The organism is Variovorax rhizosphaerae, assembly GCF_037889975.1.
GTDB lineage: Bacteria > Pseudomonadota > Gammaproteobacteria > Burkholderiales > Burkholderiaceae_C > Variovorax > Variovorax rhizosphaerae.
This window is the reverse complement of sequence record NZ_JBBKZT010000011.1, coordinates 152,935-179,366: the sequence shown is the minus strand read 5'-3', so window position 1 is coordinate 179,366 and position 26,432 is coordinate 152,935. Positions and strand designations below refer to the sequence as shown.

At 62.7% G+C, this 26,432-nt stretch carries 22 protein-coding genes and 2 tRNA genes; 12 read left to right on the top strand and 12 right to left on the bottom strand.

Annotated elements, in window-relative coordinates; translation table 11 throughout:
- Nucleotides 1-40: 40 nt before the first annotated feature.
- On the bottom strand, nucleotides 41-823 hold the full coding sequence (locus WKW82_RS23605; protein WP_340344775.1) for a hypothetical protein: 783 nt from the start codon (nucleotides 821-823) through the stop codon (nucleotides 41-43).
- Nucleotides 824-1,042: 219 nt separating this feature from the next.
- On the opposite strand from WKW82_RS23605, the gene WKW82_RS23600 reads away from it, so the two are divergent.
- Nucleotides 1,043-1,534: a hypothetical protein gene (locus WKW82_RS23600; RefSeq protein WP_340344774.1), complete on the top strand. Its 492-nt coding sequence runs from the start codon at nucleotides 1,043-1,045 to the stop codon at nucleotides 1,532-1,534.
- Nucleotides 1,535-1,549: 15 nt separating this feature from the next.
- On the opposite strand, the gene WKW82_RS23595 is transcribed toward WKW82_RS23600, so the two are convergent.
- Complete coding sequence (locus tag WKW82_RS23595; protein WP_340344773.1) at nucleotides 1,550-2,350, bottom strand: hypothetical protein; 801 nt, start codon at nucleotides 2,348-2,350, stop codon at nucleotides 1,550-1,552.
- Nucleotides 2,351-2,487: 137 nt separating this feature from the next.
- The gene (locus tag WKW82_RS23590; RefSeq protein WP_340344772.1) at nucleotides 2,488-3,498 is read right to left on the bottom strand and encodes a DGQHR domain-containing protein; all 1,011 of its coding nucleotides are present in this window, start codon (nucleotides 3,496-3,498) and stop codon (nucleotides 2,488-2,490) included.
- 175 nt (nucleotides 3,499-3,673) lie between these two features.
- On the opposite strand from WKW82_RS23590, the gene WKW82_RS23585 reads away from it, so the two are divergent.
- Entirely contained in the window at nucleotides 3,674-4,981 is a 1,308-nt protein-coding gene (locus tag WKW82_RS23585) for an ADP-ribosylglycohydrolase family protein (protein ID WP_340344771.1), read from the top strand.
- Nucleotides 4,982-5,120: 139 nt separating this feature from the next.
- On the opposite strand, the gene WKW82_RS23580 is transcribed toward WKW82_RS23585, so the two are convergent.
- Nucleotides 5,121-6,194, bottom strand: coding sequence for a J domain-containing protein (locus WKW82_RS23580; RefSeq protein ID WP_340344770.1), 1,074 nt, complete (start codon nucleotides 6,192-6,194; stop codon nucleotides 5,121-5,123).
- 354 nt (nucleotides 6,195-6,548) lie between these two features.
- Here WKW82_RS23580 and WKW82_RS23575 point away from each other — a divergent pair, with 354 nt between their 5' ends.
- The 5 genes from WKW82_RS23575 (at nucleotide 6,549) to WKW82_RS23555 (ending at nucleotide 14,132) form a co-directional block, all read left to right on the top strand.
- The gene (locus WKW82_RS23575; protein WP_340344769.1) at nucleotides 6,549-8,102 is read left to right on the top strand and encodes a class I SAM-dependent DNA methyltransferase; all 1,554 of its coding nucleotides are present in this window, start codon (nucleotides 6,549-6,551) and stop codon (nucleotides 8,100-8,102) included.
- 64 nt (nucleotides 8,103-8,166) lie between these two features.
- Entirely contained in the window at nucleotides 8,167-9,459 is a 1,293-nt protein-coding gene (locus WKW82_RS23570; protein WP_340344768.1) for a restriction endonuclease subunit S, read from the top strand.
- A 9-nt stretch (nucleotides 9,460-9,468) separates the two neighbouring features.
- On the top strand, nucleotides 9,469-12,648 hold the full coding sequence (locus tag WKW82_RS23565) for a type I restriction endonuclease subunit R (RefSeq protein WP_340344767.1): 3,180 nt from the start codon (nucleotides 9,469-9,471) through the stop codon (nucleotides 12,646-12,648).
- 121 nt (nucleotides 12,649-12,769) lie between these two features.
- A complete protein-coding gene (locus WKW82_RS23560; protein ID WP_340344766.1) occupies nucleotides 12,770-13,468 on the top strand; it encodes a hypothetical protein in 699 nt (232 codons plus the stop codon).
- A gap of 37 nt (nucleotides 13,469-13,505) precedes the next feature.
- Nucleotides 13,506-14,132 (top strand): hypothetical protein, encoded by a 627-nt coding sequence (locus WKW82_RS23555; protein WP_340344765.1) that lies wholly within the window; start codon nucleotides 13,506-13,508, stop codon nucleotides 14,130-14,132.
- Between the two features lie 36 nt (nucleotides 14,133-14,168).
- Here the strand turns inward: WKW82_RS23555 and WKW82_RS23550 are convergent, their stop codons facing one another.
- The 4 genes from WKW82_RS23550 to WKW82_RS23535 form a co-directional block, all read right to left on the bottom strand.
- On the bottom strand, nucleotides 14,169-15,035 hold the full coding sequence (locus WKW82_RS23550) for a hypothetical protein (protein WP_340344764.1): 867 nt from the start codon (nucleotides 15,033-15,035) through the stop codon (nucleotides 14,169-14,171).
- 305 nt (nucleotides 15,036-15,340) lie between these two features.
- The gene (locus tag WKW82_RS23545) at nucleotides 15,341-15,493 is read right to left on the bottom strand and encodes a hypothetical protein (RefSeq protein ID WP_340344763.1); all 153 of its coding nucleotides are present in this window, start codon (nucleotides 15,491-15,493) and stop codon (nucleotides 15,341-15,343) included.
- Nucleotides 15,494-15,636: 143 nt separating this feature from the next.
- Nucleotides 15,637-15,713 (bottom strand) — tRNA-Arg (locus WKW82_RS23540).
- Between the two features lie 72 nt (nucleotides 15,714-15,785).
- Entirely contained in the window at nucleotides 15,786-16,322 is a 537-nt protein-coding gene (locus WKW82_RS23535; protein WP_340344762.1) for a hypothetical protein, read from the bottom strand.
- Nucleotides 16,323-16,451: 129 nt separating this feature from the next.
- Between WKW82_RS23535 and WKW82_RS23530 the strand changes: the two genes are divergently transcribed.
- Nucleotides 16,452-16,907 (top strand): hypothetical protein, encoded by a 456-nt coding sequence (locus WKW82_RS23530; RefSeq protein WP_340344761.1) that lies wholly within the window; start codon nucleotides 16,452-16,454, stop codon nucleotides 16,905-16,907.
- Between the two features lie 59 nt (nucleotides 16,908-16,966).
- On the opposite strand, the gene WKW82_RS23525 is transcribed toward WKW82_RS23530, so the two are convergent.
- From WKW82_RS23525 to WKW82_RS23515, 3 genes are all read right to left on the bottom strand, one after another.
- Nucleotides 16,967-17,043, bottom strand: a tRNA-Pro gene (locus tag WKW82_RS23525).
- Nucleotides 17,044-17,087: 44 nt separating this feature from the next.
- Entirely contained in the window at nucleotides 17,088-17,795 is a 708-nt protein-coding gene (locus tag WKW82_RS23520) for a glutathione binding-like protein (protein WP_340344760.1), read from the bottom strand.
- Nucleotides 17,796-17,829: 34 nt separating this feature from the next.
- Nucleotides 17,830-19,509, bottom strand: coding sequence for an FAD-dependent oxidoreductase (locus WKW82_RS23515; protein WP_340344759.1), 1,680 nt, complete (start codon nucleotides 19,507-19,509; stop codon nucleotides 17,830-17,832).
- A gap of 104 nt (nucleotides 19,510-19,613) precedes the next feature.
- On the opposite strand from WKW82_RS23515, the gene WKW82_RS23510 reads away from it, so the two are divergent.
- The 3 genes from WKW82_RS23510 to WKW82_RS23500 all read left to right on the top strand — a co-directional run bounded on the left by WKW82_RS23510 (nucleotide 19,614) and on the right by WKW82_RS23500 (nucleotide 23,392).
- Nucleotides 19,614-20,444, top strand: a complete 831-nt coding sequence (locus WKW82_RS23510; protein WP_340344758.1) for a GNAT family N-acetyltransferase — start codon at nucleotides 19,614-19,616, stop codon at nucleotides 20,442-20,444.
- A 101-nt stretch (nucleotides 20,445-20,545) separates the two neighbouring features.
- Nucleotides 20,546-22,672 carry a polyphosphate kinase 1 gene (gene ppk1 / locus WKW82_RS23505; RefSeq protein ID WP_340344757.1) on the top strand — a complete coding sequence of 709 codons (2,127 nt, stop codon included), beginning with the start codon at nucleotides 20,546-20,548 and terminating at the stop codon, nucleotides 22,670-22,672.
- A 258-nt stretch (nucleotides 22,673-22,930) separates the two neighbouring features.
- The gene (locus tag WKW82_RS23500) at nucleotides 22,931-23,392 is read left to right on the top strand and encodes a SixA phosphatase family protein (protein ID WP_340344756.1); all 462 of its coding nucleotides are present in this window, start codon (nucleotides 22,931-22,933) and stop codon (nucleotides 23,390-23,392) included.
- A gap of 128 nt (nucleotides 23,393-23,520) precedes the next feature.
- On the opposite strand, the gene WKW82_RS23495 is transcribed toward WKW82_RS23500, so the two are convergent.
- Nucleotides 23,521-25,041, bottom strand: coding sequence for a Ppx/GppA phosphatase family protein (locus WKW82_RS23495; protein WP_340344755.1), 1,521 nt, complete (start codon nucleotides 25,039-25,041; stop codon nucleotides 23,521-23,523).
- A gap of 323 nt (nucleotides 25,042-25,364) precedes the next feature.
- Here WKW82_RS23495 and pstS point away from each other — a divergent pair, with 323 nt between their 5' ends.
- Nucleotides 25,365-26,411 carry a phosphate ABC transporter substrate-binding protein PstS gene (pstS, locus tag WKW82_RS23490; protein WP_340344754.1) on the top strand — a complete coding sequence of 349 codons (1,047 nt, stop codon included), beginning with the start codon at nucleotides 25,365-25,367 and terminating at the stop codon, nucleotides 26,409-26,411.
- Nucleotides 26,412-26,432: the final 21 nt, after the last annotated feature.

Here is a 26,432-nt window from a genome sequence, read left to right as displayed (position 1 = left end):
GAGAAAGAGAACCTACACCTCCCCCCTAAAAACACCCTGTTCACCCCCTGCGCAAATTGGCACTCGCCAGCAAGCGGTTTCGCGCCAGCTCACGCTTCAGAGCTTCAGCCCGCGTCTGCGGCGAACTGGCAAGCAGCGCTCGATCGCGGGCACGCTGCTGCTCCTGTGCGGCCCACACCCGCACCGGCTTGCGGCCCAATGGAGAGTGCCACTTCGCACCCGGTGGCGCGGGCCGCAGTGTCTTGCACCACGCTGCTTGCTCCGACGCGCAGGCCATATCGACATGGTGGCCCGCAGGTTCGATCAGCGCCTCATCCTCCTGCCGCAGCCGGTCCGCGACCACCTGGGCTCGCACATCTGCCAGCATGTCGATGCCCGACCGCGCCAGCAGGTAGGCTTTCCAACTCGCCTTGTCCAATGTGGCGGGCGCCATGTAGGTCGGCTCAACGCCGTTGGCGCGCAGCCATTCGTCCCGTCGGCGGACGCCGTCGGTATCGAGCAGCACGGTGAACCCTTGCACGAAGGGATCGCGCTTCCAGAGGACTTTCATGCGCGCCGCGTGCTGCCGTTCGGCCCGCTGCGCGAGGGGCTGCTGCTTGCGTCGTCCAGAACGATCCTTGGGGTTGATGTAGTCGCTCAGTCGCCGTCCGCCATGGCACCAGCAAAACGCCCGCCCCGGAGTCACCGCATGCCCGCACTGAACGCCACGCCTGGTCGTCGCCCCACATCGCACGCGGTTGACGAAAGCCTCGGCCTGGGCGGCGCGCCGCGCGGCGTCATAGAGTTGACGGATTTGAGGATCGCCGAAATCCGGGCTGGGCATATAGGCTCCTGAGAGACGCAATATATTCGCGCACTTCACCAGGCATCCGCAAGCAGCATGGAGATGGATTCCTAAAGATGCACCACGTTGCACTAACATGCTTCAATCAGCGCGCCGCCTGCCCCCAATGACCCGCTACAGCAACACTTTCTTTCCTGAATCCACCTTTTCCGGCGTCTCTCTCCGCACACTCTGCTTCCGCGCCGGACGCCTACCGCGATGAGCCCATCGGACTTTATTCCCGGCAGCACCATCTGGTTCTGCGGGAAACGTTGGCGCGTCACCGCATTCGATGGACTGCTGCACCTTGTTTCCACGGACGGCCCCGAACCGCGCGAGAGTGCTGTGGTCCACGATCAAGAATTCGGTGGTTGTTTCAGCGCCAATGAATTGGCCCGAGATGCCGCACCCGGACCGTGGAGCTATCTCATGTCGCCGTTTCATACCGAGGCCATCATCGAATGCCCTGCGGGCACGGTGGCCGAGCTCAATCGACACTGGGCTGTCCGCGATACCGAGACGGACGACGAGCGGCGACAACTCGCGCAGCAGGTTGAGACGATGGGCAGCTTCGAGGCCACAGTGCATGTCATGGCCAATGGGCCCCACTACCGGCAAGCCTTGGCCAAAGCCCGCGCCATCCTGGCGGAAGGGGTGGCTGATGCATCTCAGCAGGCATTGGTAGTCATCGATGCCGCGCTTGAGAGCTAAGTTCGTGCGAGCGCCTCAAACCAGTCGCCCTGAAGAGCCCCTGAATGGCGAATTGGATCTCGATCGGAACGTTAGGTCGCGCACAGTAGTGCAGCACAACGAAACAATAAAGCCGCAAGCGGTGGCGAACCCAATCAATTCGTCGTCACTTTGATGCGCGAAGGCGTCTTCTGGCATTCCCTTCCAAACGCCCAAGGCCGCATCGACTCGATCGTAGTCGCTGGTGGAGGTGAGGTAGGGAAACCACGTGCCATATTCGTGGGCATAGTTGATTCGGTTGCGGAGCGTTGAGAACCACTTCGTGCCCCCGAAAGGCTCAGCCAAACGCTGCAATTTGTCTAGGAGCGCAACTAGCGCCTGACCCTCAGCATTATTGCCTTGAAGCACCACGCTCCCGATTTCATTAAAGAAGTCGCGCGCCACGGACCACAGCGCGTCATGTGTTGCGGACGTATCGAGCGGACTGCAAATCAATTCCCTCGCCCCGTCGTTACTTTTAACGAAATAGAGACCTGCGTTAAGCGATCCGCTGCCTGAAAAAAACAGCGCGACATCCTTATTGATTGCTTTCAAGTTAGCCGATGAAAGACGAACGCACGCCCAGCCATGCAGTCGCATTAGCGAATGCATGGCGAAAAAAGCTGCATAGTAGGCCCGTATCAGGAGCCAACCAGTTGACCGGGGGAAAGTCGGATTCTTCACGCCAACCAATATGGATTCGAAAGCTGCAGAGGCGAAGCGATCTGCCTCATGCGCGAAGTATTGAACCGCACCATGACGGTTGCCAATGTAGAGGGTTGTTTCTTTGCCGTCCATGGCAGAGACCGTCAAATTGCGTGACGCGAAAAATCTATCGGTATTACACGATCGTGCACCCGTGCAATCTGTCAGCCCTCCCAGCCAAAGGAGGCGCATTGAATTTGCGATAGCCATGGCGGCTGTAATACCGCCGCCTAAATGCTAAAGTCCTTTTTTATGAGTCCCGCCAAGAGTTCCGAAAGAGTCTTAACGCTAATTGCGGCCTTGTCAAACTTGCTAGCAGTGAGTTGGTCCGCAATGGGGTTGATGACGGCAGCAAATTTAGCCTTGTTGAAACTCTTGCCATGCTGGGCCGCGGAGATTCGGGCCACTTCAGGGAACGTGTTCATGATGGCCCGGAAGACCGCAGGCGAAGTTATGCGATTGTGCAGACCAAGTTGTTCGAGCACATCTGCGAACGCTGCAAGGTACGCATTGGTGATTTCGAAGACCGACTCAGGCGTGGGCGAGCTGAAAACGGAGAGCGCCGACCTGAATGCGTGCCCGAAAGTGACGCGCGATATCTTGTTAGACTGGCGTGAAGAGGGGCTCATGAGTCCGAGCAACGTACTGGTGCTTTGAGCAGCGAACAGATCAAAAGTCTCACGTAGTAAGACATCGCGATCGTTTTCACGCTGCGCAAGTTGCTTGATGTCCAAGAGCAACTCGTTCGGCACTGCTCGTTGCTTGGTATTGATGTCAATAAACAGGCGCGCCTCTTCAGTGTGTGAAAGACCCGAATACACGACGACCGGAACCCGAAATGCAGAGGAGGCCAAGGAAAAACCGTACACGCGATGCTGGCCGTCGAGCACCAAGAATGACTTCGGGGTGAAGGTGAATTCAGCGGTTTTTCCTCCACCGACAACGGCAAAGTTCGCATCAGGCTGTGCTGAAAGAATGATCGATCCCGGAATGGTCCCAGCTCCAGAGTCGATGTAGTCGGCGATGTCCTTTGCGCGCTTTGCGTCCAAGACCCGTTGAAATCCAGCTTGAGGGTCTTCGTGCCTAGATGTCACGAAGCAGCATTTCGCTAGAACATTCGTCGGCATCGTCAAGCTGAAGAACTGTTTCGCGCCCTGCTGGATAAGCGAGGCAGAGTAGCGCACACGAGCGCCAACTGTCACGGGGGCGTCGGGGTTGGTCTTGAGGAGTTTCGAAGCCACTGCGACCTTTCAAGTTTTTTCTGATGTTAAGGGACACTGAAGGCAGGCCAGCCCGGACAATTCGGTTTGTTTCGGCGCTGAGAGTGCTGCCTTGCTGTTGAGTGCAGCGGGTGCCTCCCGGTGCAGAGTCGCCCCCTTTGCCTGCCCGAATATGAATTGCTTGCCCACGTTTACCTTGTCCGCTTCCCTGACCGTTGAAGCTTCCCTTCCGTTCTATGCGCACCATGTTCGCGGCGCTGTGTTCGGCGTCCTCATCGGCGACGCCTTGGGCGTGCCCTACGAATTCCACGCGCCCGAGGAACTGCCGCCCAAGCACCTGATCGACATGACCCCGCCCAAGGGCTTTCGTCGTGCGCATGCCGGCGTGCCGCCCGGCACCTGGAGCGACGACGGTGCGCTGATGCTCGCGCTCCTCGACAGCCTCACGACCGTCACGCCGTTCACGGTGGACGACTTCGCCCAGCGCATGTTGGCCTGGCGCCGCGATGGCAAGTACACGCCGGACGGCGTCGTGTTCGATGTCGGCATCCAGACGAGTACCGCGCTCCAGCGCATCGCGAAGGGCACGCCGGCAGCTCAGGCCGGCCCGGTGGGTGAGCGCGACAACGGCAGCGGCGCGTTGATGCGCGTGCTGCCCGTGGCGTTCATGGCGACCTCGGATGCCGAGGCTGTGCGCCTCGCGCGCTTGCAGGGGCTACCCACCCATGGGCACCTGTGGTCGCAGCTCGCCTGCGCGCTGTATGTGCTCGTCGCGCGCGAGTTGCTCGCCGGGCAGCCCTTCGATGCCGCGTATGAGCGGGCGTGCGCGGCGTTGCCCGCGTTCCTCAAGCCTGATGAGGCTCAGGTCTTCAGCACGCTGCTCGCAGGCCGCACGCCAGGTCGCGGCAGCGGTTTCGTTCTCGACTCGCTGTGGTCGGCGTTCGATTGCCTCGCGGCAACCAGTTCGTTTGAAGACGCCGTGCGCAGCGCCATTGCCTTGGGCCATGACACTGACACCACGGCTTGCATTGCCGGTGGCCTGGCCGGCGCGCTGTACGGCCCGCAGGGCATCCCCGAGCGGTGGCGGCAGGCGCTGCGTGGCCGTGGCCTGGTAGACGCGGCGCTGGCTGCAATCGCATTGGACGTGGGCGACGCATGCGACGATGCCCTGAAGCGTGCCGAGTACAACGACGCAGGGCGCGTGATGCTTTTCCATACGACCACTCGCGAGCGTGCGCAGTCGATCCTGGCGGAAGGCTTCCGCAACGGCAGGCTCTCGGGCGTCGAGGAGGCCGTCGGGCGGGGTGTCTCGCTCGCGCTGGAGGCCGTGGGCATACTACATGAAGTGGAAGGGGACGCGATCATCGAGATCGAAGTCCCTCGCGAAGTGAATTTGCGCGAATACTTCGTCGTGGAAGATGGCATGCCAGTTTGGGAGCTACTGGTCCCCGCCGACGTGGTCACTGCATGGCCCCGACGACTCAAGGGCCAGGTGCGGCCCTGAAGACGTGGCAGCTTGGGCGATGGTCGGGCTGGTGTAGACGGCAAATTTCGCTCGGCGCGGGATTTCGATGCTTCGCATCACTTCATGTAGCGCAACGCCAGCTGCAAGATGCACTTCGCATCCGCCCGGCCCACGCTGCTCAGAACTCGCTCTCGGGTATGGACTGCGAGGTCATGTTGCCGAATTGCACCTTGTAGAGGGTCAGGGTCACGCTGCTTGATGTAGTGCCGCGATCGTCGGCAAATTGCTTCAGCACGAACGGCTCGGTTTTGGAGATTGACCCCGTACTCAAGTCTTGGTAGCGAACGTCGTAGTTGCCGGCAGAGACGCTGCGCGCGGTGAATTTTCCGTGGGCCGGGATAAAGATATGACGCACTCTCCCACTGCCTTTGCTCCTGCTGTCCGCGCGCAAATCGACAACCTTGACATATGCGTTCGAGTTCATCTGGCTGTTGTCAATCGTCAGCGTTGAAAGCCCGTTGTTGTTCAACTGCCTGAAGCCAGGCAAGTACCCCGCCGATGTCGGCCAACGTTGACCATTCGGCGTTCGAGGATCGCCTGCCGCTTTGGCGGTGGCTGAGAAAATCTCACCGTCACCGAGCCCACGATCTCGCGAGCGTGTCGAGACGGGCAATGTCTGGGTCGCGACCTTCGGACTTGCGGATAGGGACGCCTCTCGTGGCGTCTGGGGTGACTGACGTGTCACTGGGGTGGCGGGCTCTTGCGTTGCTACGACCGCACGCACTACGTGCTGCTCGGGCTGCGTAGGGAATGACGACGCCAGCAACACCATGACAAAAATGAACGACGCCAAGCCGCCGAGCATGTAGAGGGCGGTGAGGTCATTGGGTTGCGACGGTTTGAGGCTTGATTTCCCGGCGGCGTGTGAAGGAGAGGGATTGAAGTCGCTGGAATGCGGGGTTCCACGCGCAGCGCGTGCGGCGTTCGCGGCAAGCACCTGCTCAGATGCTTGACCAGTCAATTTTTCCTGTGAAGTAATCCAAGCGTCATGTGCTGCCCGTTTGTTCGGATCAGATAGCTCAGCGTAGGCGGCATTGAAGATGGCCATCACGCGGGCCGCTTCGGCGCTGCCCGGATTCTTGTCGGGGTGGTGCTTTTGGCTCAGCGCGCGGTAGGCGGCGCGAATGACTTCCGCGGGCGCGTTCCGCGCCACTTTCAGGTTGTCATAGTGGGTATGAACTTTGAGAATCAATTTTCGCGAGCGTGGAAGCGCACGGTTCCATCATTCGCTGGACAGAATGCGCTCGAAGAACGCAGCTCAGACAGGAAGAGTGTCGGCGCGAGGAGCTGCGTGAAGCTCGGGCCGATACGAGCCCACCTCAAGCTGAGGTGTGGATCGGGCGTGCGCAGCGAGGCGCTGCGGCTCAGCACAATTTTAGTTGCGCGGGTCTCGTCCACGAGAGGAGACCGGAGGATATGGAATGCATGCGTGAACTAGTTCCACCCAGTCCTCGTCCCTCGGTCCTGAGCCCAGCGGCACCTCCTTTGGGAACCTGCTGTTTCACTGGCCAAAGCTAAGATCGGTTGCACTGAAGCCTCTCCTCACATGCTCGAAACAACCAAAAAGACCCTCTGGGCCACCGCCGACAAGCTGCGCGCCAACATGGATGCCGCGGAGTACAAGCACCTCGTGCTCGGCCTGATCTTCGTCAAGTACACCTCGGATACCTTCGCCGCACGCCGTGCCGAACTCATGCGCCGCTTTGGGGACAGCACCGACCCCTACCACCTGTCCGACGCCACCGATGATTTGATCGAGTCCGAACTCGAAGACCGCGACTACTACAAGGAGGTCAACGTCTTCTGGGTGCCGGAGGCGGCGCGCTGGGAAAGCATCCGCGCTGCCGCCAAACAGCCCGAAATCGGCAAGCGCATCGACGAGGCGCTATCGTTGGTCGAGGTCGAGAACCCCAAACTCAAGGGCATCCTGGACAAGCGGTTTGCACGTGCGCAACTGCCGGACGGCAAGCTCGGCGAACTGGTCGATCTGGTGTCCACCATCGGCTTTGGCCAAGACGCCGCGCAGGCCCGCGACGTGCTCGGCGAGGTGTACGAATACTTCCTCGGCATGTTCGCCAGCGCCGAGGGCAAGCGCGGCGGCCAGTTCTACACGCCCCGCAGCATTGTCAAGACGCTGGTCGCTGTGCTTGCGCCGCACCACGGCAAGGTCTACGACCCTTGCTGCGGGTCCGGAGGCATGTTCGTGCAGAGCGAGGAGTTCATCGAAGCGCATGGGGGCAAGCTCGGCGATGTATCGATTTACGGGCAGGAGGCCAACCCGACCACGTGGCGCTTGGCTGCCATGAACCTCGCGATTCGAGGCATCGAGTTCAACCTTGGCCGCGAACCCGCGGACACCTTCGTGCGCGACCAGCATCCCGATCTGCGAGCTGATTTCATTCTCGCCAACCCGCCATTCAACATCAGCGACTGGTGGCACGCGAGCTTGATGGGCGATGCGCGCTGGCACTACGGCGATCCGCCGCAGGGCAATGCCAACTATGCGTGGCTCCAGCACATGCTGCACCACCTCAAGCCAACGGGCCGTGCGGGCATCGTGCTTGCCAATGGCTCAATGAGTTCACCGCAGAACGGTGAGGGCGAAATCCGCCGGGCGATGGTAGAGGCCGATGTAGTTGAGGTCATGGTCGCACTGCCCGGCCAGCTCTTTTTCAACACCCAGATACCGGCTTGCCTGTGGTTCCTGGTCAAGGAGAAGCGCGCACGCCAAGGTGAAGTGCTTTTTATCGACGCCCGCAAGATCGCAACCATGATCAGCCGAGTGCAATGCGAGCTAACAAACGAGGTTGTCGAGCGCATCGGCGCCACGGTGGCAGCATGGCGTGGTGAGACAGGAGCGGGTGCGTATCAGGATGTGGCCGGCTACTGTCGCACGGTGCCGCTGGCCGAAATTAGCGAGCACGGGCATGTGTTGACGCCGGGCCGGTATGTCGGCGCCGAAGAAGTAGAGGACAACGACGAGGAGTTCGCCGACAAAATGCAGAAGCTCACCGAGAAGTTAGGGGAGCAGATGGCCCGTGGCGCTGAGCTTGATCAACTCATAAGGCAGAAGCTGGGAGCACTCGGGTATGAGTTCTGAGCTCACTGACGAGTTACAGACCCGAACTGGGGGGCGGCCCGCATCGAAGGGCGTCATACGCGGCATGTTTTCCCTGTCCGTCGGCATGCCGACATCGATACCGCCGCAGGGATGGCGCTGGGTTTCACTTTCAAAGGTCGCCCGATTAGAAAGTGGCCATACACCAAGTCGGCGGCACCCCGAGTGGTGGGGTGGTGATATCCCGTGGATCGGAATTCGCGATGCAACGCGAAATCATGGCGCGACGCTTCTTGACACCGAACAGCACACCAATGAACTTGGCATAGCGAACTCATCAGCCCGGGTGCTTCCAGCCCACACGGTATGCCTGTCTCGAACAGCATCGGTTGGCTACGTTGTTGTGATGGGGCGGCCAATGGCGACAAGTCAAGATTTTGTGAATTGGGTTTGTACCCCCGCGCTGGATCACAGGTTCCTCAAGTACATCTTGTTGAGCGAGCACAAAAGCATGCTGCGGTTCGCCAGCGGGACCACTCACCAGACTATCTACTTTCCCGAAGCCAAAGCTTTTCACGTCTGCATTCCAGAGGTCAAGCAACAGTTCGCCATCTCGGATGCACTGCAAGCACTCGACGACCGCATCGCGCTGCTTCACGAATCCAATTCCACTTTAGAAGCCATCGCGCAGGCGATGTTCAAATCGTGGTTCGTCGATTTTGATCCAGTCCGCGCGAAGCAGCAAGGCATCGCTCCTACCGGCATGGACGAGGTCACTGCGGCGCTGTTTCCTGATGACTTTGAGCAATCGGAGTTGGGAATGGTGCCTAAGGGCTGGGCTTACGATAGCCTCAAGGATGTTGTCTCAATATTTGATTCACAGCGCGTTCCGCTTGCCGGGCAGGAGCGAGCGAAGCGACAGGGAATCTATCCCTATTTCGGCGCAGCCGCACTGATGGACCACGTCGATAGCTATCTCTTCGATGGAATCTTCCTGCTAACTGGTGAAGATGGGTCTGTTGCCGATTCCAATGGTTTACCCGTCACTCAGTACGTATGGGGAAAAATCTGGGTCAACAATCATGCACATGTGCTGCAAGGAAAAGAAGGGATCAGCACTGAGCATCTACTACTTGCATTTAGACGTATGGACATTCGCCCCTACATTACGGGGGCCGTTCAAGCAAAGCTCAGTCAAGCAAATATGTGGAGAATCCCGTTTCTTCGGCCTACGCGCGCGGTAGCTGAAGTCTTTGGGTTGATGATTGCCCCCCTGTTCGAGCAGATTCGTCAAGGCACAGAGGAGGCCAAGACTTTGAGCGCGTTACGTGACACTCTGCTCCCTCGCCTTATATCTGGGCAGTTGCGTATCCCAGACGCAGAGACCCTCACCCAGTAGGACGCGCCCATGACCGAAGACCAGCTCGAACAGGAAGCCCTCGGCTGGCTCACCGATGTGGGCTACACCCATGTCTACGGTCCCGACATCGCGCCTGATGGCGCGTCGCCCGAGCGCCCAGACTACCGCCAGGTCGTGCTTGTCGAGCGACTGCGCAACTCCATTGCCAACCTCAATCCCGGCATTCCCGCGACCGCCCGCGACGATGCCCTCAAGCAGGTGCTCGACCTTGGCATCCCGGCGCTTTTGTCGGCCAATCGGCGCTTCCATCAGCTTCTTGTCACCGGCGTTCCGGTGGAGTTCCAAAAGGACAGGGAAACGCGTGGCGACTTCGTCAAGCTGATCGATTGGACTGCCCCCGCGCGTAATGAGTGGCTTGCGGTCAATCAGTTCGCCATTAAGGGCCCGCAACGTCCTCGTCGCCCCGACATCATCCTGTTCATCAACGGTTTGCCACTTGTGCTGTTCGAGCTCAAGAATCCAGCCGACTTGAAGGCGGACATCTGGAAGGCATACGAGCAAATCCAGACGTACAAGGAACAAACACCTGATGTGTTCCAGTACAACGAGGTGCTCGTCATCTCCGATGGCACCGAGGCGCTGCTGGGCTCACTGTCAGCGGACCGTGAACGGTTCATGGCGTGGCGCACGATTGATGGCGTCACGCTCGACCCACTGGGCCAGTTCAACGAATTGCAAACGCTGGTGCGAGGCGTCCTGGCCCCGACCTATCTGCTGGACTACCTGCGCTTCTTCGTTCTTTTCGAGGACGATGGCAAGCTCGTCAAGAAGATCGCGGGCTACCACCAGTTCCACGCCGTGCGGGCCGCAATTGCGCAGGTGGTTGCGGCGTCACGGCCTGATGGCGTGGCATCGACCAAAGGCAAAGGCGGCGTGGTCTGGCACACCCAAGGCAGCGGCAAGAGCATCACCATGACGTGCTTCGCGGCGCGCGTGATGCAGGAAGCCGCGATGGAAAACCCCACCATCGTTGTCATCACCGACCGCAACGACCTTGACGGCCAACTGTTCGGGGTGTTCTCGCTCGCGCAGGACCTGTTGCGCGAACAGCCCGTGCAGGCAACTACCCGGCAAGACCTTCGCGCAAAGCTTGGCAACCGACCTTCCGGTGGCATCGTCTTTGCGACCATCCAGAAGTTCATGCCGGGCGAGGATGAAGACACGTTTCCAGTGCTCTCCGACCGTCACAACATCGTTGTCTTGGCGGATGAAGCACATCGCACGCAGTACGGCTTCGAGGCCAAGCTCAAGACCGTCAAGCAGCGTCCGGCGACGGTCACCGTGCTGACCACCGGATCGGGAGAAGCCGCCGCACCCGGAGTCGCCTCCGCACCGTCTACCTCGACCATTGAGCGATACCAGGTCGGCTACGCCCAACACCTTCGCGATGCATTGCCCAACGCGACCTTCGTCGCGTTCACCGGCACGCCAGTCTCCAGCGAGGACCGCGACACCCGCGCCGTGTTCGGTGACTACATTCATGTCTACGACATGCAGCAGGCGCGCGAAGACGGCGCCACGGTGGCGATCTACTACGAGTCGCGGCTCGCCAAGCTGGGGCTCAAGGACGAGCTGGCCGGCATCGATCCAGAAGTCGATGAGCTGGCTGAGGACGAGGAAGACAGCGAGCAAGCCAAGCTCAAGAGCCGCTGGGCCGCACTCGAAAAAGTCGTGGGCGCCGAGCCCCGTATCGCGAGCGTGGCGGCAGACTTAGTGGCGCACTTCGAGGAACGCAGCAAAGCGCAGACCGGAAAGGCCATGGTCGTCGGGATGAGTCGAGATATCTGCGTGCACCTGTACGACGAGATCATCAAATTGCGCCCGGACTGGCACGATGCCGACCCTGAGAAAGGCACCATCAAGATCGTGATGACGGGCTCCGCGAGCGACAAGGCACTGCTGCGCCCGCACATCTACAGCGGCCAGGTCAAGAAACGGCTGGAGAAGCGTTTCAAGGATCCCGCTGATCCCTTGCGCATGGTGCTGGTGCGAGACATGTGGCTGACCGGGTTCGATGCGCCCTGCGTGCACACCCTCTACATCGACAAGCCAATGAAGGGCCACAACCTGATGCAGGCCATCGCACGGGTCAACCGAGTCTTTCGCGACAAGCAAGGCGGCCTGGTGGTCGATTACATCGGCATCGCCAACGAGCTGAAATCGGCGTTGAAGGAGTACACGGCCAGCAACGGACGTGGACGGCCAACGGTCGATGCGCATGAAGCCTACAGCGTGCTCGCCGAGAAGCTCGACGTGCTGCGAGCCATGCTGCACGGCTTCGACTACAGCAACTTCCTGACCGACGGCCACAAGGCACTGGCAGGTGCCGCTAACCATGTGCTTGGCATCAAGGACGGCAAGCAACGCTTTGCTGATACCGCACTCGCCATGAGCCATGCGTTCACGCTGTGCTGCACTCTCGACGAGGCCAAGGCGGTGCGCGAGGAGGTTGCGTTCTTCCAAGCCGTCAAGGTGATCTTGACGAAGCGCGACCTCACGAAAAAGCGTCGCACCGATGAAGAACGCGAACTCGCGATCCGCCAGATCATCAACTCGGCGGTGGTTTCCGATCAGGTCGTCGATGTATTCGATGCGGTGGGCCTCGACAAGCCCAACATCGGAATCCTCGACGATGCGTTCCTAGCTGAAGTGCGCAACCTGCCCGAGCGCAACCTCGCCGTTGAACTGTTGGAGCGGTTGCTCGAAGGCGAAATCAAGAGCAGGTTCGCCAGCAACGTGGTCCAGGAGAGGAGGTTCTCCGACATGCTGGCCAACGTCGTGCAGCGGTATCAAAACCGATCCATCGAAGCCGCGCAGGTGATGGAAGAGCTGATCCAGATGGCCAAGAAGTTCCGTGAGGCCGCCGGACGTGGCGAGGCTCTGGGACTGAGCGAAGACGAGGTGCGCTTCTATGACGCGCTCGCCAACAACGAGTCGGCGGTGCGTGAACTCACCGATGAAACTTTGAAGCTGATCGCGAGCGAACTGGCCGCGAACCTTCGCGCCAACATGACCGTTGATTGGTCGGCCCGTGAGAGCGTTCAGGCAAAACTCAGACTGATGGTCAAACGGATATTGCGCAAGTACAAGTACCCGCCTGATCAGCAGGAGGGCGCCGTTGACTTGGTGCTGCAACAGGCGAAGGCGCTGGGCGAGGCTTGGACCTAGCGCAGGCATGTACATGACCCCCACTATGCTGCTGCCGCGCGCCGGGCGACGGGCTTCCATCGTGTTCCGAGCGCGCGCGGCAGTGCGGCACGCCCTGTGCGCGTCCGGAAGGCCATCGGTCATGAGCGCCACCTACTTCATTGCCGGTAGCGTCGTCTGGTTCTGCGGACAACGTTGGCGTGTCACCGCAAACGATGGGCTGCGGCACCTCGCTCGCGGGGAGGGTGCGCAGGCTCATGAGAGCATCGTGATAGACCAGCAGGAAATCGGCAGGTGTTGCATCACCGATGAGCTGGCCCGCGATGCCGCATCGGGGCCGCAACACGAGTTGTGCATGAAGCGGTTCGTTGCCTCACTGCTCGCCCTGGCTCTGGCCGGGTTCGCGGGCAGCGCGCAGGCGGTGGATTGGGGCGACTGCGTGGACCAACTAAACAAGCTGCGCCGCGAAGCCTCGGATGCCTCCGATGCCGCGAGCGAAGCCGATACCCGCGCCCGAGAACTGGAGGACTGCAAGAGCGACCCGCAGGGGCGCGACCGGTGTCGGGATGAGGCGGATGGCTACCGGACCGCCGTGGAACGCTTCAAGAGCCAAGCGAGTGACGTGCGCGACCTCGTGCAGCGGGCCAGCACGCGCTGTGGGTACAACTTCGCGCCGGCAGGCGTGCTGCTGCCAGGCATGATCGGTCCGGCGGCGGCGAGCCCCGCCAACCCCTTGTGTCAGGCGTACCGCAACCAGCTCGGCAAGATGCCCACCGAGAGCCTGCTGAAGGTGTGCATGGGCACCCAGCCCGAAGCGTTTTGCAGGCAGTGCCTTCAATAGCCCGCGCGGCTCTCCGCAGACGAACCTGCCACTTCCCATGCCCGCCGAGTCAACGTTCACCTGCACCGTCGCCGTCGCGACCTTCCCGGACGGCGCAGCCGTCAGCAGCCCGCACAGGAAGCCGCAAAACAGAACGCGGCCCGTGATCGCCTGGGCCACCCGCGCGCCGCAGTACGACGAGGAGACACGCACGCAAAAGCCGCAGGTGCGGTTCCACTCGGAAAAGCTAAGGGCCGAGGCGCTGGAGCTGTCGTGGGGCCCCTATGGGCGGACCCACGACACGAAGGAAATCGACTTGGACATCGACATCCCCGAGCAGGCCGCCCTGGTCGCAGCGGCGATGCAAAAGTTGCGCCAGAGCTGCGAGCGACGCCAGCGGGCGCTCGACAATTGGGATGGCGAGGGCGATGGTCCAACCTTTGTGCCGGTCGTGCTGCGCTCGGGGGATTCATTCATCCGGCACTTCTGCAATGGGGGCAAGGTGGAATGCGTGCCCGCCAAGGAAATCGACATCGAGATGACGCAGGCGGAATTCGATGAACTCAGCCAATCGTATGGCCGGTTCGTGCCGAAACCGAAGTCCCCGTCCTGGCTTGCGAGACTGTTCGGCACGAAACGACCCGCCGTGCCCCTCATCGGCAACCTGAAACTCAACTTCGACTGAGGGGCAACGCCCCTGCACGAAACCGGCTGCGGGTTTTCACGACTCAATGGACACCTTGTGCGCGTTCTTGGCGGCCAGCTTCGCGCGAACAGCATCCCAATCAAGCATCACCAGCACAGGCTCCTCTTTCCGGGCCTCGGGCGCGTAGGCGCGGAGGGCGACGGAACGAACTTGCATCGCTTTGGAGTACCTTTTCAGAGCGACCAAAAAGGCAAGCCGCGCGTTTTCCACATGCGGCTTGACCAGCTTGCGAAGGTCAACGTGGACTTCGCTGAGGCTGCTCACATAGGCGCGCGAGGCGACGCGCAGATCGACGGCGCCGGGCGTTTCCTTCAACGTTCCCGCCCTGAAGTTGCGATTTCCTTCAAGCTCGCTGCGGTTCGCGTGAAAGCTCAGGGATTCCGCCCAATGGCGTTTGCCATGGCTACCCCCAACGTTGTGAACAGGCAGTCGCCCGTGTTGGGCAACATTGCGCAGACCCTCCATGAATCGATAGTGGAAATTGTCGTCGAAGGCTTTCGCCATCCGCGCTTTTGCCTCCTCGCCGAAGGAAGGCGTAATCGGCAAGTGTTTGAAGTCGCCCTTAACCTGATCCACGTAGGTCCGGGTGGTGGTCAGCAGGTTCATGACGTGCCGGTTGAGCACGTTGAACCACTCGGACCCCTTCTCGTACCACGCCACTTCGCTCTCCACCTTCGCCCGCAGCCCCAACTCCACCGCCGCGACCTCCAGCGCAAGCCAGTTCGCCAACAGAAGCTCGAACTTTTGCTCAAAGGCAAGGGCGTCGGTGAGGATCGAACGCGACTGCTTGAGTTCATCGAACTCGGCTTTTGTGAGCGGCACCTCGGGTCCGTTCAGCGCGTGAAGGTAGTGGCTGCCTGCTGCGGGTGTGACATCGCTCATAGGGCACGAATCCTAGCCGGGCGCAAGTTGGTCGCCGCGGCCAAAAGTGGCTTTACCGGGAAATTGCGAGCCTGGCCCCATAAATTTATTTTCGGGGGAGTCAATGCACCCCTGGGGGGGCGGGTGCGGGCTCACGCTGCACCTGGCCGGCGCGCCAGACCGGCGCAGGCGCTTCGATCAGGATGGGCCGGGGCGGTGCTGGCCTGGTGCCCGCCGCACGCCTCCTGGAGCGTTTTGGCGGGTTGATATTGCGGTGGACGTGTCGGCGGGCCGAATTGCGACAGGTGGGCAGGCCGAGCGGAGAGCTACCTTGTCCAGCCGAAGATGAGGTCCATCGCCACGCAAGCCGCGCAGAACAGCAACGGCACGAGCATGGCTTCGAGCCGGGCAGCCTGCGCGAGCAACTCCGCTGCCTCTGCGGCAAGGCGCTCGGAGTCATCGGTGCGGAAGGTGTTCATGGCTGGTCCAGAAGGTGTTCATGGCCTGGCCCATTTTGCGGTTCCCGCATGGCATCGGTGACCGATTGGACCATTTTTCGGACCACGAATGTCAGTGGGTGGATTGATGTTAGTAGCCGCTATCGAAACACACCACGTAAATATGGCCTGTCCGGAGGGGATCGAACCCCCGACAACCTGCTTAGAAGGCAGGTGCTCTATCCAACTGAGCTACGGACAGCGGTGCAGCAGCGAGTGCGCCGCGAAGCTGTCGATTTTGCCATGCACTGCTCGGCGAGCCCTGGCGGTCGGCTCAACTGTTGCCCGCAAGCGCGCCCTGGAAGAAGGTCCGCGCCGACTGCATGAAGTACGCAGGCACCCGTGGCCCGTGATAGGCGAACTGCACCGACTGGTCCTTGTCGGCTTCCGTGCCGGCCGTGTTGTCCCGCTCAGCGCTTTGGCTGCCTACGCAAAACCCGCGCGCGCCGCGTCGTACGAATCGCCCGACCCCCATTTCTTCCAGGTCCACCACGCCCAGCGACGTCGCCGGCATGCCGTGCGCCCCGGAAGTAACCCGCCGCTGCCAACGTGGTCGCGAAGATGGCGGTCGGGTCCTGGGCGCCGCCTGCATCAGCACCGGCCGTTTCGGCAACCAGTTGCGCAGGTCATTGGCGACGGCGGCCTTGCGCAGCCCAAGTCGGGATTTGCAGTCCAACGGTGAGGCGGTCGAGAGGGATGTGTTGGTCGCCGGCAATGCATCGCCGGGGCAAGGCGTGGCGGAGACATCGTTGGCCCAGGTCGTCAGGTAGCTCTGGCGCATGAGGTTGCCGGCGCCATAGTTGATGGCCACGCTCGAATTCACAGGACCGGGTGCCGATATTTTTTGCAGGGCTGTTGCATACGCGCTTGCCCTCGAAAGCAACAATCGGTGGCGCGCTTGGCGCTTCCGGTCCGCACATGCGTCGCCTACGATCTCAGGATGGAACACTTATTCGCACCGAAACCGGCGCAGTCCTCCAGCGAGGACAACTGGCTGTGGGACTTCGAAAATCTCTCGACCGAAGACGCGAAGTTTCTGGAAGTGCTGTCGCAGAAGGAGGAACTGGTTGGCGAACTGTGGCGCGAACGGCTGTCTTCCGAGCCATTCGCGCTGAAATTGGCAGCCGAGGCACAGGCAAGGACGGGCGATCCGATGGCTTACTACCTCTCCTTGGCCAGATCGTACCCAACCTCGGTGCCGACGACCCCGACCACCGCATCTTCTACTCTCGCACGGCTCGCGCAATTGAAAGCGGAAATGACGAGACTGGCGCTGGCCAGCGAGCAGAGCTGCCGACCCGTACGTCCCGAGTACCCACTGGCGGCACCCTCGGCTCCGTCGTGTTTGGCCGGCGCCGCCGCCAATGGCACAGAGTCCCCCGATCAACGTGGCTAGGACGGCTAAAAAGCAAAATGCCTGCAACAACTAAAAATCATTGCAGGCATTCACTTTTTTGGTCGGGGCGAAAGGATTCGAACCTTCGACCCTCTGGTCCCAAACCAGATGCGCTACCAGGCTGCGCTACACCCCGACAAGCCTTCGATTATAGCCTGTCCGGCGTACAAACCCGGAAAATCAGCGCTTTTCGTACTGTGTCTTGCCAAAAAGTATGTCCCGCGAGGCATCGCTCGTCAGCGGCTTGCGCAACTCGGCCAGCACCTTCACGCCGCGCTGCACGGCCGGACGCGCCGCGATCCCATCGAACCAGGCCTTCAGATGCGGAAAATCGGTGAGCGTGATGCCCTGGTTCTCCCAACTGCGCAGCCACGGGAAGATCGCGATGTCGGCGATCGAGTACGTCTTGCCGGCGATGAACTTGCTGGTCGACAGTTGCCTGTCGATCACGCCATAGATCCGCTTCGCTTCGTTGCTGTAGCGGTCGATCGCGTAGGGCAGCTTCTCGGGCGCATAGAGGCGGAAGTGGTGCGCCTGGCCGAGCATCGGGCCGACGCTGCCCATCTGGAACATCAGCCACTGCAGCACGTCGAAGCGTGCCCGGTCGCTGGTGGGCATCAGCTTGCCGGTCTTGCCGGCGAGGTAGACCAGGATGGCGCCGGACTCGAACAGGGAGATCGGCTTGCCGTCCGGCCCGTTCGGGTCGGTGATGGCCGGGATCTTGTTGTTGGGGCTGATCTTCAGGAACGCCGGCGCGAACTGGTCGCCCGCGCCGATGTTGACCGGGTGCGCCACATAGGGGAGGCGGCACTCCTCCAGCATGATGTGGACCTTGTGGCCATTGGGTGTGGGCCACGAGAAGACGTCGATGGGGGCTTGTACAGGCATGGCGCGCAGCTTAAACGTCGCGCCGATTTCTTGCTCACGCGACCGATGTCCTGCCCGCCAGGTGCTGGTGGATCAAGGCCACCGCCGCCGCGCCTTCACCGATCGCGCCGCCCACGCGCTTGACCGATCCCGATCGCACATCGCCCACCGCGAACACGCCCGGCACGCTGGACTCCAGCGCCGCCGACTGCCGCGCCGGAAAGCCGCCGCTGGCCGCAGAGCCGGTGAGCACAAAGCCATGCGCATCGACGGCCACGCCGCAGCCTTCGAGCCAAGTGGTCTCGGGCTCCGCGCCGACGAACAGGAAAATATTGCGTGCCGCGCAGTGGTATTCGGCACCGCTGCGGTGGTTGCGCCACGTTGCGCCTTCCAAGCCTCTCTCGGGCTCGCCATGCAGGCCTTGCAGTTCGGTGTACGGATGCAGCTCGATGTTCGGCGCGGCTTCGATGCGGTCGATCAGGTAGCGCGACATGCTGGCCGCCAGCGACGGCGCGCGCACCAGGATGTTGACCTTGGCCGCATGCTGCGAAAGGAACACCGCTGCTTGTCCCGCCGAGTTGCCGCCGCCCACCAGCCCGATCTCCTGCTGCGAACACAGCTTGGCCTCCAGCGCGGAAGCCCAGAACCAGATGCCGCGGCCTTCGAAGTCGGCCAGTCGCGGCACGGAAGGGCGCCGATAGCGCGCACCGCTGGCAATCACCACGGTGCGCGAGCGCAGCTTGCGGCCGTCGGCCAAGGTCACCGACAACTCGCCGCTGCTGTTCGCCTGGCTGCAATCCATCGACACGACCTTGGCCGGGATCAGCATCTCGGCGCCGAACTTCTGCGCCTGCACATACGCGCGACCGGCCAGCGCGCCGCCCGAGATGCCCGTGGGAAAGCCCAGGTAGTTCTCGATGCGCGCACTCGCGCCGGCCTGGCCGCCGTAGGAGCGGCAGTCCAGGACGATCACGCGCAGGCCCTCCGATGCGGCATACACCGCGGTCGCCAGCCCGGCGGGGCCAGCGCCTACCACCACCACATCGAACAGCTCCGTGTGCTCATCGGAGTCGATCATGCCCAGGCACCGCGCCAGCGCGTCTTCGCTCGGGTTGATCAGCACCGAGCAGTTCGGGCAGACCACGAGCAGTTGCGCCTCGGCGTACTGCTCCAGCATGGCCGCAGCATCCGCATCCTGCGTGGCATCGACCACGTGATACGGGTGGCCATTGCGGCTGAGGAAGTTCTGCAGCCGCCGGACGTCCGCTGAATCCGGCGGCCCGATCAGCACCGGGCCGCTCGCGCCGGCCTCGATGAGTGCCACGCGCCGCAGGATCAGCGCGCGTACCAGGCGCTCGCCCAGGTCGGCCTCGGCAATGATGAGCGCGCGCAACTGATCGGGCGGCACCAGCAGCGTCTCGACTTCGTTCATCGCATGGCCGTCGACGAGCGCGACGCGGCCCGACAGTTGCCCGACCTCGGCCAGGAACTGCCCCGGTCCCTGCTCGGCAATCGGGGTGATGTTCCCCAGGCCGTCGCGCTGCGTGATCGCGACCACGCCCTTGAGCACCACGAACATCCCCGGCCCCGGCTCGCCGGCCGTGAACAGGCAGGTATCGGCCGCGTAGTGGCGCACGCTGCCAAAGCGCGTGATGCGCGCGATGTCCGCTGCATCCAGCACCGGGAACATCTGGTGCCTGCGTGTTTCGACTTCGACCCGGTCTTCGGTTGCCATGCAATCAATCTCCTGAAAGCGGCTCCCTGCGACCGGCCGAGTTTCACGCATTTGCCATCGCGATGACACGCGGCTTTCATGGTGCCTGACCAGACTCCCGGGACATGAACGAGCTACCCAACCCCGTATTCCCGATCTCGCAAATCGGCCTCCGTGGTCCGCAGCAACCGGTGTTGCTGTACAAGCCGCAACGTGCCGCGCCCCTCACCAGGGCCGGCCACACCGTGCACTGGGCCCGCCACCAGGACGAAGTGCGCGCCGCGCAGCGCCTGCGCCACGCCGTCTTCGTCGGTGAAATGGGGGCGCGCCTCAACTCGCCGATCCCTGGCCATGACGTCGACGTGTTCGACAACTTCTGCGAACACCTGCTGGTGCGGGACATGGCCGATGGCCAGGTCATCGGCACCTATCGCGTGCTCACGCCTGCGCAGGCCCGACGCGTCGGCGGCACCTACAGCGACACGGAGTTCGACCTGACTCGGCTGCGTGTATTCCGCGACCGCATGGTCGAGTTGGGCCGCAGTTGCGTGCATGCGGACCATCGCCACGGCGGCGTGATCCTGGCCCTCTGGCGCGCGCTGGGCGATTTCATGACCCGCAACAGGCTCGACACCATGGTGGGCAGCGCCAGCATTCCGATGAGCCACCTCGGCGTTGCAGGTGGCGATGCTGCGGCCAGCATCTGGCGCCAGGTTTCGGCCACGCATCTGGCGCCGGTGCAATATCAAGTGCAGCCGCGACTGCCGCTGCCAGTGGATCGGCTCGACGGGAGCCTCGATGTCGAACCGCCGGCGCTCATCAAGGGCTATTTGCGCATGGGCGCCAAGGTGCTGGGCCCGCCGGCATGGGATCCGGATTTCAACAGTGCCGATCTGCCGATGCTGGTTCGCATCGCCGACCTGCCGGCGCGCGCCCGGCGGCACTTCCTGGCGTAGAAAAAAGTGTACTTGGCCGCTGTCGTCATGAAATCGTCACACAATCGTCATATGTTCGAGCGCCGCCGAATCGCAAGGCGACTTGTTCCAGAATCGATCACATGCTCCCCGCAGCTGAAGACCCCATCCGCGTTGAACTTGCCCACCCGGCAGCGGCCACGCCGACAGCCCTCACACCGCTCGACCGCGACCATGCCATCCTCGCCTTCAACAGGCGCGTTCTCGACTGGGCCTACCGCCCTGAAGTGCCGCTGATCGAGCGCTTGCGCTACCTGTGCATCGTGTCCTCCAACCTCGATGAGTTCTTCGAAGTCCGCGTCGCACCGCACCTGATCGCGGCCGACGCCGGTGACCGCAAGGGCAACTACACGGTCGAGTCTTTCGAGACGCTGGCCGCGGCCTCGCATGAACTCGTGGGGCAGCAGTACGCGCTCTACAACGACGAGTTGATGCCCGCCTTCGCCACCCACGGCATCCGCATGATCTCGCACGGCGAGCGCAACCCCGCGCAACGCAAGTGGGTGCAGGAATACTTCGAGCGAGAGGTGCGCCCGTTGCTGATCCCGGTGGGGCTGGATCCGGCGCATCCGTTCCCTCAGGTGGCCAACAAGTCGCTCAACTTCATCGTGCGCCTCGCGGGCAAGGACGCCTTCGGCCGCGAGAACCCGATTGCCATCGTCAAGGTCCCGCGCGTGCTGCCTCGGGTGGTGCGCATGCCGGCAAGGATCTCCGGCGGCCAGACCCTGTGCATTGCCATTTCCAGCATCGTGCGCGCGCACCTGGCCAGCCTGTTTCCGGGCCGCGAGATGGGCGACTTCTCGCAGTTCCGGGTCACGCGGCATTCCGACCTGGCGGTTGACGAGGAAGACGTGAAGAACCTGCGCACTGCGTTGCGGCAGGGGCTGCAGCATCGGCACTTCGGGCAGGCGGTGCGGCTGGAGGTGTCGGCCAGTTGCGCCGAGTCGCTGGCCGGCTTCCTGATGGCGCAGTTCAACCTGCCGGCGCAGGCGCTGTACCGCGTGCATGGCCCGGTGAACCTGGCGCGTCTCACGCAATTCATCGACCTCATCGATGCGCCGTCATTGCTGTTTCCGCCGTACCAGCCTTCGTATCCGGTCACGCTGTCGCCGGTGCAATCGATCTTCGAACAGTTGCAGTCTGGCGACGTGCTGATCCACCAGCCTTTCGAAAGCTTTGACGGCGTGATCGCGTTCTTGCGCGAGGCCGTCTATGACCCGGCCGTGCTCGCCATCAAGCAGACGATCTACCGCACCGGCACCGACTCGGCGCTGATGGACCTGCTGCGCGAAGCCGTGCGGCGCGGCAAGGAAGTGACCGTGGTCGTTGAATTGAAGGCGCGCTTCGATGAAGAGGCCAACATCAACTGGGCCGAGATGCTGGAGTCGATCGGCGCGCAGGTGGTGTATGGCGTGGTCGGGCTCAAGACCCACGCCAAGATGATGCTCATCACGCGCCGCGAGGGAAACAAGCTGCGCCGCTATGGCCACCTGGCCACCGGCAATTACAACCCGCGCACCGCCCGGCTCTACACCGACATCAGCCACCTCACGGCCGATCCGCTGCTCACGGCCGACATGGAAGCCGTGTTCGTGCACATGGCCGGCCAGAACAGGGTGCCCAAGCTGCACCGCATGTGGCTGGCGCCCTTCGACCTGCACAAGAACACGATGGCGCAGATCGATGCGGTGGGCGCGGCGGCGGCGGCCGGCAAGCCGGCGCGCATCGTCGCGAAGATGAACGCGCTGACCGACGAGGCGCTGATCGCGGCGCTGGTGCGCGCGGGGCAGAAGGGCGTGAAGATCGACTTGATCGTACGCAGCGCCTGCACGCTGCCGGCGCAGGTGCCGGGCCTCTCGCACAACATCCGGGTGCGCTCCATCATCGGCCGCTTCCTGGAGCATTCGCGCGTCTTCTACTACCGCATCGGCGAAGACGAGAGTCTTTATCTCTCAAGCGCCGATTGGATGAACCGCAACATGATGCGGCGCATCGAGGTGGCCTGGCCCGTGACCGATCCCCAACTGCGGCAGCGTCTCATCGATGAATGCCTGGTCGCCTATCTGCACGATGGGCTTGATGCCTGGGACCTGGAGGCCAGCGGCACGTATCGCCGCGTCGATCGCGCCGCCAATGGCCATGGTGCGCAGGGCGCGCTCATGGGCCGCTATGCATCCCACGGCCTGAGCCGTGCGGCTGCACGCGACTGAACCTAGAAAAAGCAGTTGACCGCGCTCAACCTTTGGATAAGCAGCATGGAGCCTGAAACTTCTGCCTTCGATCACGTCTGCCGCCGGGGTGAAAGCGCTATGCACCCGATTGCACCGCGCTCGACGCGCCATGCGGCGTTGCTCGGCCTTGCGGGCATGAGCCCGCCGCGTTCTCGCGCCTTGCCTGGCACGCCGATCACGGCGCACTCGGGCGCATCCAACTGCTTTTTCTAGGCTGAACATTTTTCAAGGACACAGATGGATCTGATTTTCTGGCGCCATGCCGAAGCCGACGACTGGACCGAAGGCTGCGACGACATGCAGCGCTCGCTCACCTCGCGTGGCGAGAAGCAGGCCAAGCGCATGGCCGGCTGGCTCGACCGGCAGTTGCCCGAGGGCACCCGCATCATGTCCAGTCCGGCCCGGCGCTGCGAGCAGACCGTGCTGGCACTGGGCCGCAAGTTCAAGCTGCGGGAGGAACTCAGCCCGGGGACGACGGCGGATGCGGTACTGGCCGCTGCCGGCTGGCCGAATGGCAAGTCCGTGGTGCTGATCGTCGGTCATCAGCCTTCACTGGGCCAGTCGATCGCGCAACTGATCGGCTTGCGCGCGGAGAGTTGTCCGGTGCGCAAGGGCTCGGTCTGGTGGCTTCGCGCGCGCGAGCGGGATGGGGATGTGCAGACGATCGTGGTGGGGGTGCAGTCGCCGGAATTGCTGTAGTGGTTGAAGCGCGCCGAGGTCATCGGTGTGCGCCGCGTCCAACTGCTGCGCTGCTCAACAGCCCCCATGGCCGGGCCATGCCCAGCCCCCCGCGGGGGATTGAGTCGCGATGGCAAAGCCACATCGACTCAACAGCCCCGCAGCGTCACAGCCCAATCGGTCTTCTGCCAGGCCACGACTTCCTCGCGAAGCAAGTGCGCCGATTGGGGAAACTCCTCGGCCCATCCGTTGCGCGCGGTGATGCCGAAGGTCCGGCCAGCGGGCGCAGCGAGCTTCAACGCATCGGCCTGCGGGTCGCGCCGGGCGTGGCACAGGATGACCGCAAGCCGCAGCGCCAGCAGTTGGCGCGCGAAGACTTCATCGTCCAGGACCGGCCCGAGCTTCCGCAGCTTGCCGCGATGCCCCAGCACCAGCTGGCCCAGCGCGTGCATCTCGTTGACCGCGAAGCCGGGCGCGTCCGTGTTGTCGAGGATGTAGGCGCCGTGCTTGTGGTATTCGCTGTGCGAGATCTGCGTGCCGATCTCATGCAGTTGCGCCGCCCACGACAGCTTGCGCAGCGCCCGGCCTGCGCGGCTCGTGGTCGCGCCGCCGCGTGCGGCAGGGTCGAGCTGCACATACAGCGCTGCGGCCGCATCGCCGACCCTCTTGGCTTGCGCAGCGTCGACCTGGAAGCGAGACGCCAGCCGTGTGACGGTGCCCGCGCGCAGGTCGGCAACGCCTTCATCCCGCTCCAGCAATTCGTAAAGGACGCCGTGCCGCAATGCGCCCTGCGCGACGTTCATTTCCTCGATGTCGAGCAGGTCGAACACGGCGCGCAGCACGCTCACCCCGCCGCCGATCACGGCCTTGCGGTCTTCGCGCATGCCTTCGATGCGCAGCCTGTCGGTGCTGCCGGCCCTCAGGAGGCGGTCGATCAGCCAGTCGAGACCGCTTCGCGTCACCATGCCCGTCGGCGCCACACCCGCCGCCGCCAGCACGTCCCCGACGGCGCCTATGGTGCCTGAGGCCCCATAGGCCGCGTCCCACCGGTCGCGGGCATAGAGCGACAACGCCTCGTCCAGCACGGCCGTGGCGGCGACCTGCGCGGCGCGGAATGCGGCCACGGTGAACTGGCCCTTCTCGAAATACTTCATCGACCAGGCGACGCTGCCGACCCGGTACGACTCCATGATGTCGGCCTGCAAGGCCCGGCCCAGGATCATCTCGGTCGAGCGGCCGCCGATGTCGACCACCAGCCGGCGTTCCTGGTCGGACGCGTCGGTCTGCGGCAGCATGTGCGCCACGCCCTGGTAGATCAACCGCGCCTCTTCGCGCCCAGGGATCACGTCGATGCCGAAGCCCAGGATGGTGCGGGCACGCAGGAGGAACTCGTCGCGGTTGCGCGCCTCGCGCAAGGTCTGCGTGGCGACGGCGCGCACCTGCGAACCCTTGAAACCGGCCAGGCGTTCACCAAAACGCGCCAGAGCGTCCCAGCCGCGCTGCATGGCGTCGGGCGTGAGGTTGCGTGCGGCGTCAAGGCCGTTGCCTTGGCGCACGGTCTCCTTCAAATATTCGGTGCGGTGGATTTGACCGTGATCCAACTGGCCGATCTCGAGGCGGAAGCTGTTGGAGCCGAGGTCGACTGCGGCGAGGCGGGTGCCGTTTTGCATTGGATGTGTGTGGCTGGGTGGGCTTCGATGGTAAGCCCGGGTGGAAGTCGGATTGGCAAACGCAGAAGTTGCAAAGGTACGCAGAGGACGCAAAACAGGCAGGAAGGCCTTCCAGATTTCCTTTTGCGCCCCTTTGCGGAACATTTGGGACTTCTGCGGTTGGCTGCCCGCATTCGGTATTGGGCTGCCCGCATCGCATTCTCACGGTGCACATGACAGCCCTGTGACACGCCGCCAACGATGTCATATGGCTGTCACACAAGCTTTCTAGAGTCCCGGCAGGCCCTGACTCAGGGTTTGCCTCTACTTCACAGGAAGCCATCATGAAAACGACTCTTCGATTCGCAACCGCCGGCTTTGTGGCCGCCGCCTTCGCCTCGGTCCCCGCCTTCGCCCAGAACGTCACCGGCGCCGGCGCCAGCTTCCCCGCACCGCTGTATTCCAAGTGGGCCAGCGACTTCAACAAGGCCACCGGCACGCAAGTCAACTACCAATCGGTCGGCTCGGGCGCCGGCCTCAAGCAGATCGAGGCCAAGACGGTCGACTTCGGCGCATCGGACATGCCGCTCACCGACGATGAACTCAAGGCCAAGGGCCTGATCCAGTTCCCTACCGTCATTGGCGGCGTGATCCCGGTGGTCAACATCGCCGGCATCAAGCCCGGAGAACTCAAGCTCAATGGCACCGTGCTGGGCGACATCTACCTTGGCAAGATCACCAAGTGGAGCGACCCTGCCATCAAGGCACTGAACGGTTCGCTCGCCTTGCCCGACGCCGTCATCGCGCCGGTGCGCCGCGCCGATGGTTCCGGCACCAGTTTCCTGTTCACCAATTACCTGAGCAAGGTCAACGCCGACTGGAAGAGCAAGGTCGGCGAGGGCACGGCCGTCAATTGGCCGGTGGGTACGGGCGGCAAGGGCAACGAGGGTGTCGCCGCCTTCGTCAAGCAACTGCCCAACTCGATCGGCTACGTCGAGTACGCCTATGTGAAGCAGAACAAGATGGTCTACGCGCAGTTGCAGAACGCTGCGGGCACCATGGTGTCGCCCGAGGACGGCGCCTTCAAGGCCGCTGCCGCCAATGCCGACTGGAACAAGACCTTCTACCAGGTGCTGACCAACCAGCAAGGCAAGGACGCCTGGCCCATCACCGGCGCTACTTTCATCCTGATGCAGAAGGTGCAGGAGAAGCCGGCCAACGGTACCAGCGTGCTGCGCTTCTTCGACTGGGCCTACAAGAGCGGCGACAAGACGGCCGACGACCTGGACTACGTGCCGATGCCTGATGGTGTGAAGACGGCCATCACCAAGGCCTGGGGCGACATCAAGGACGCATCGGGCAAGCCCGTCGCGCCTGCGCTGGTCAAGTAACTCAACCGGGTTCGGCGCACC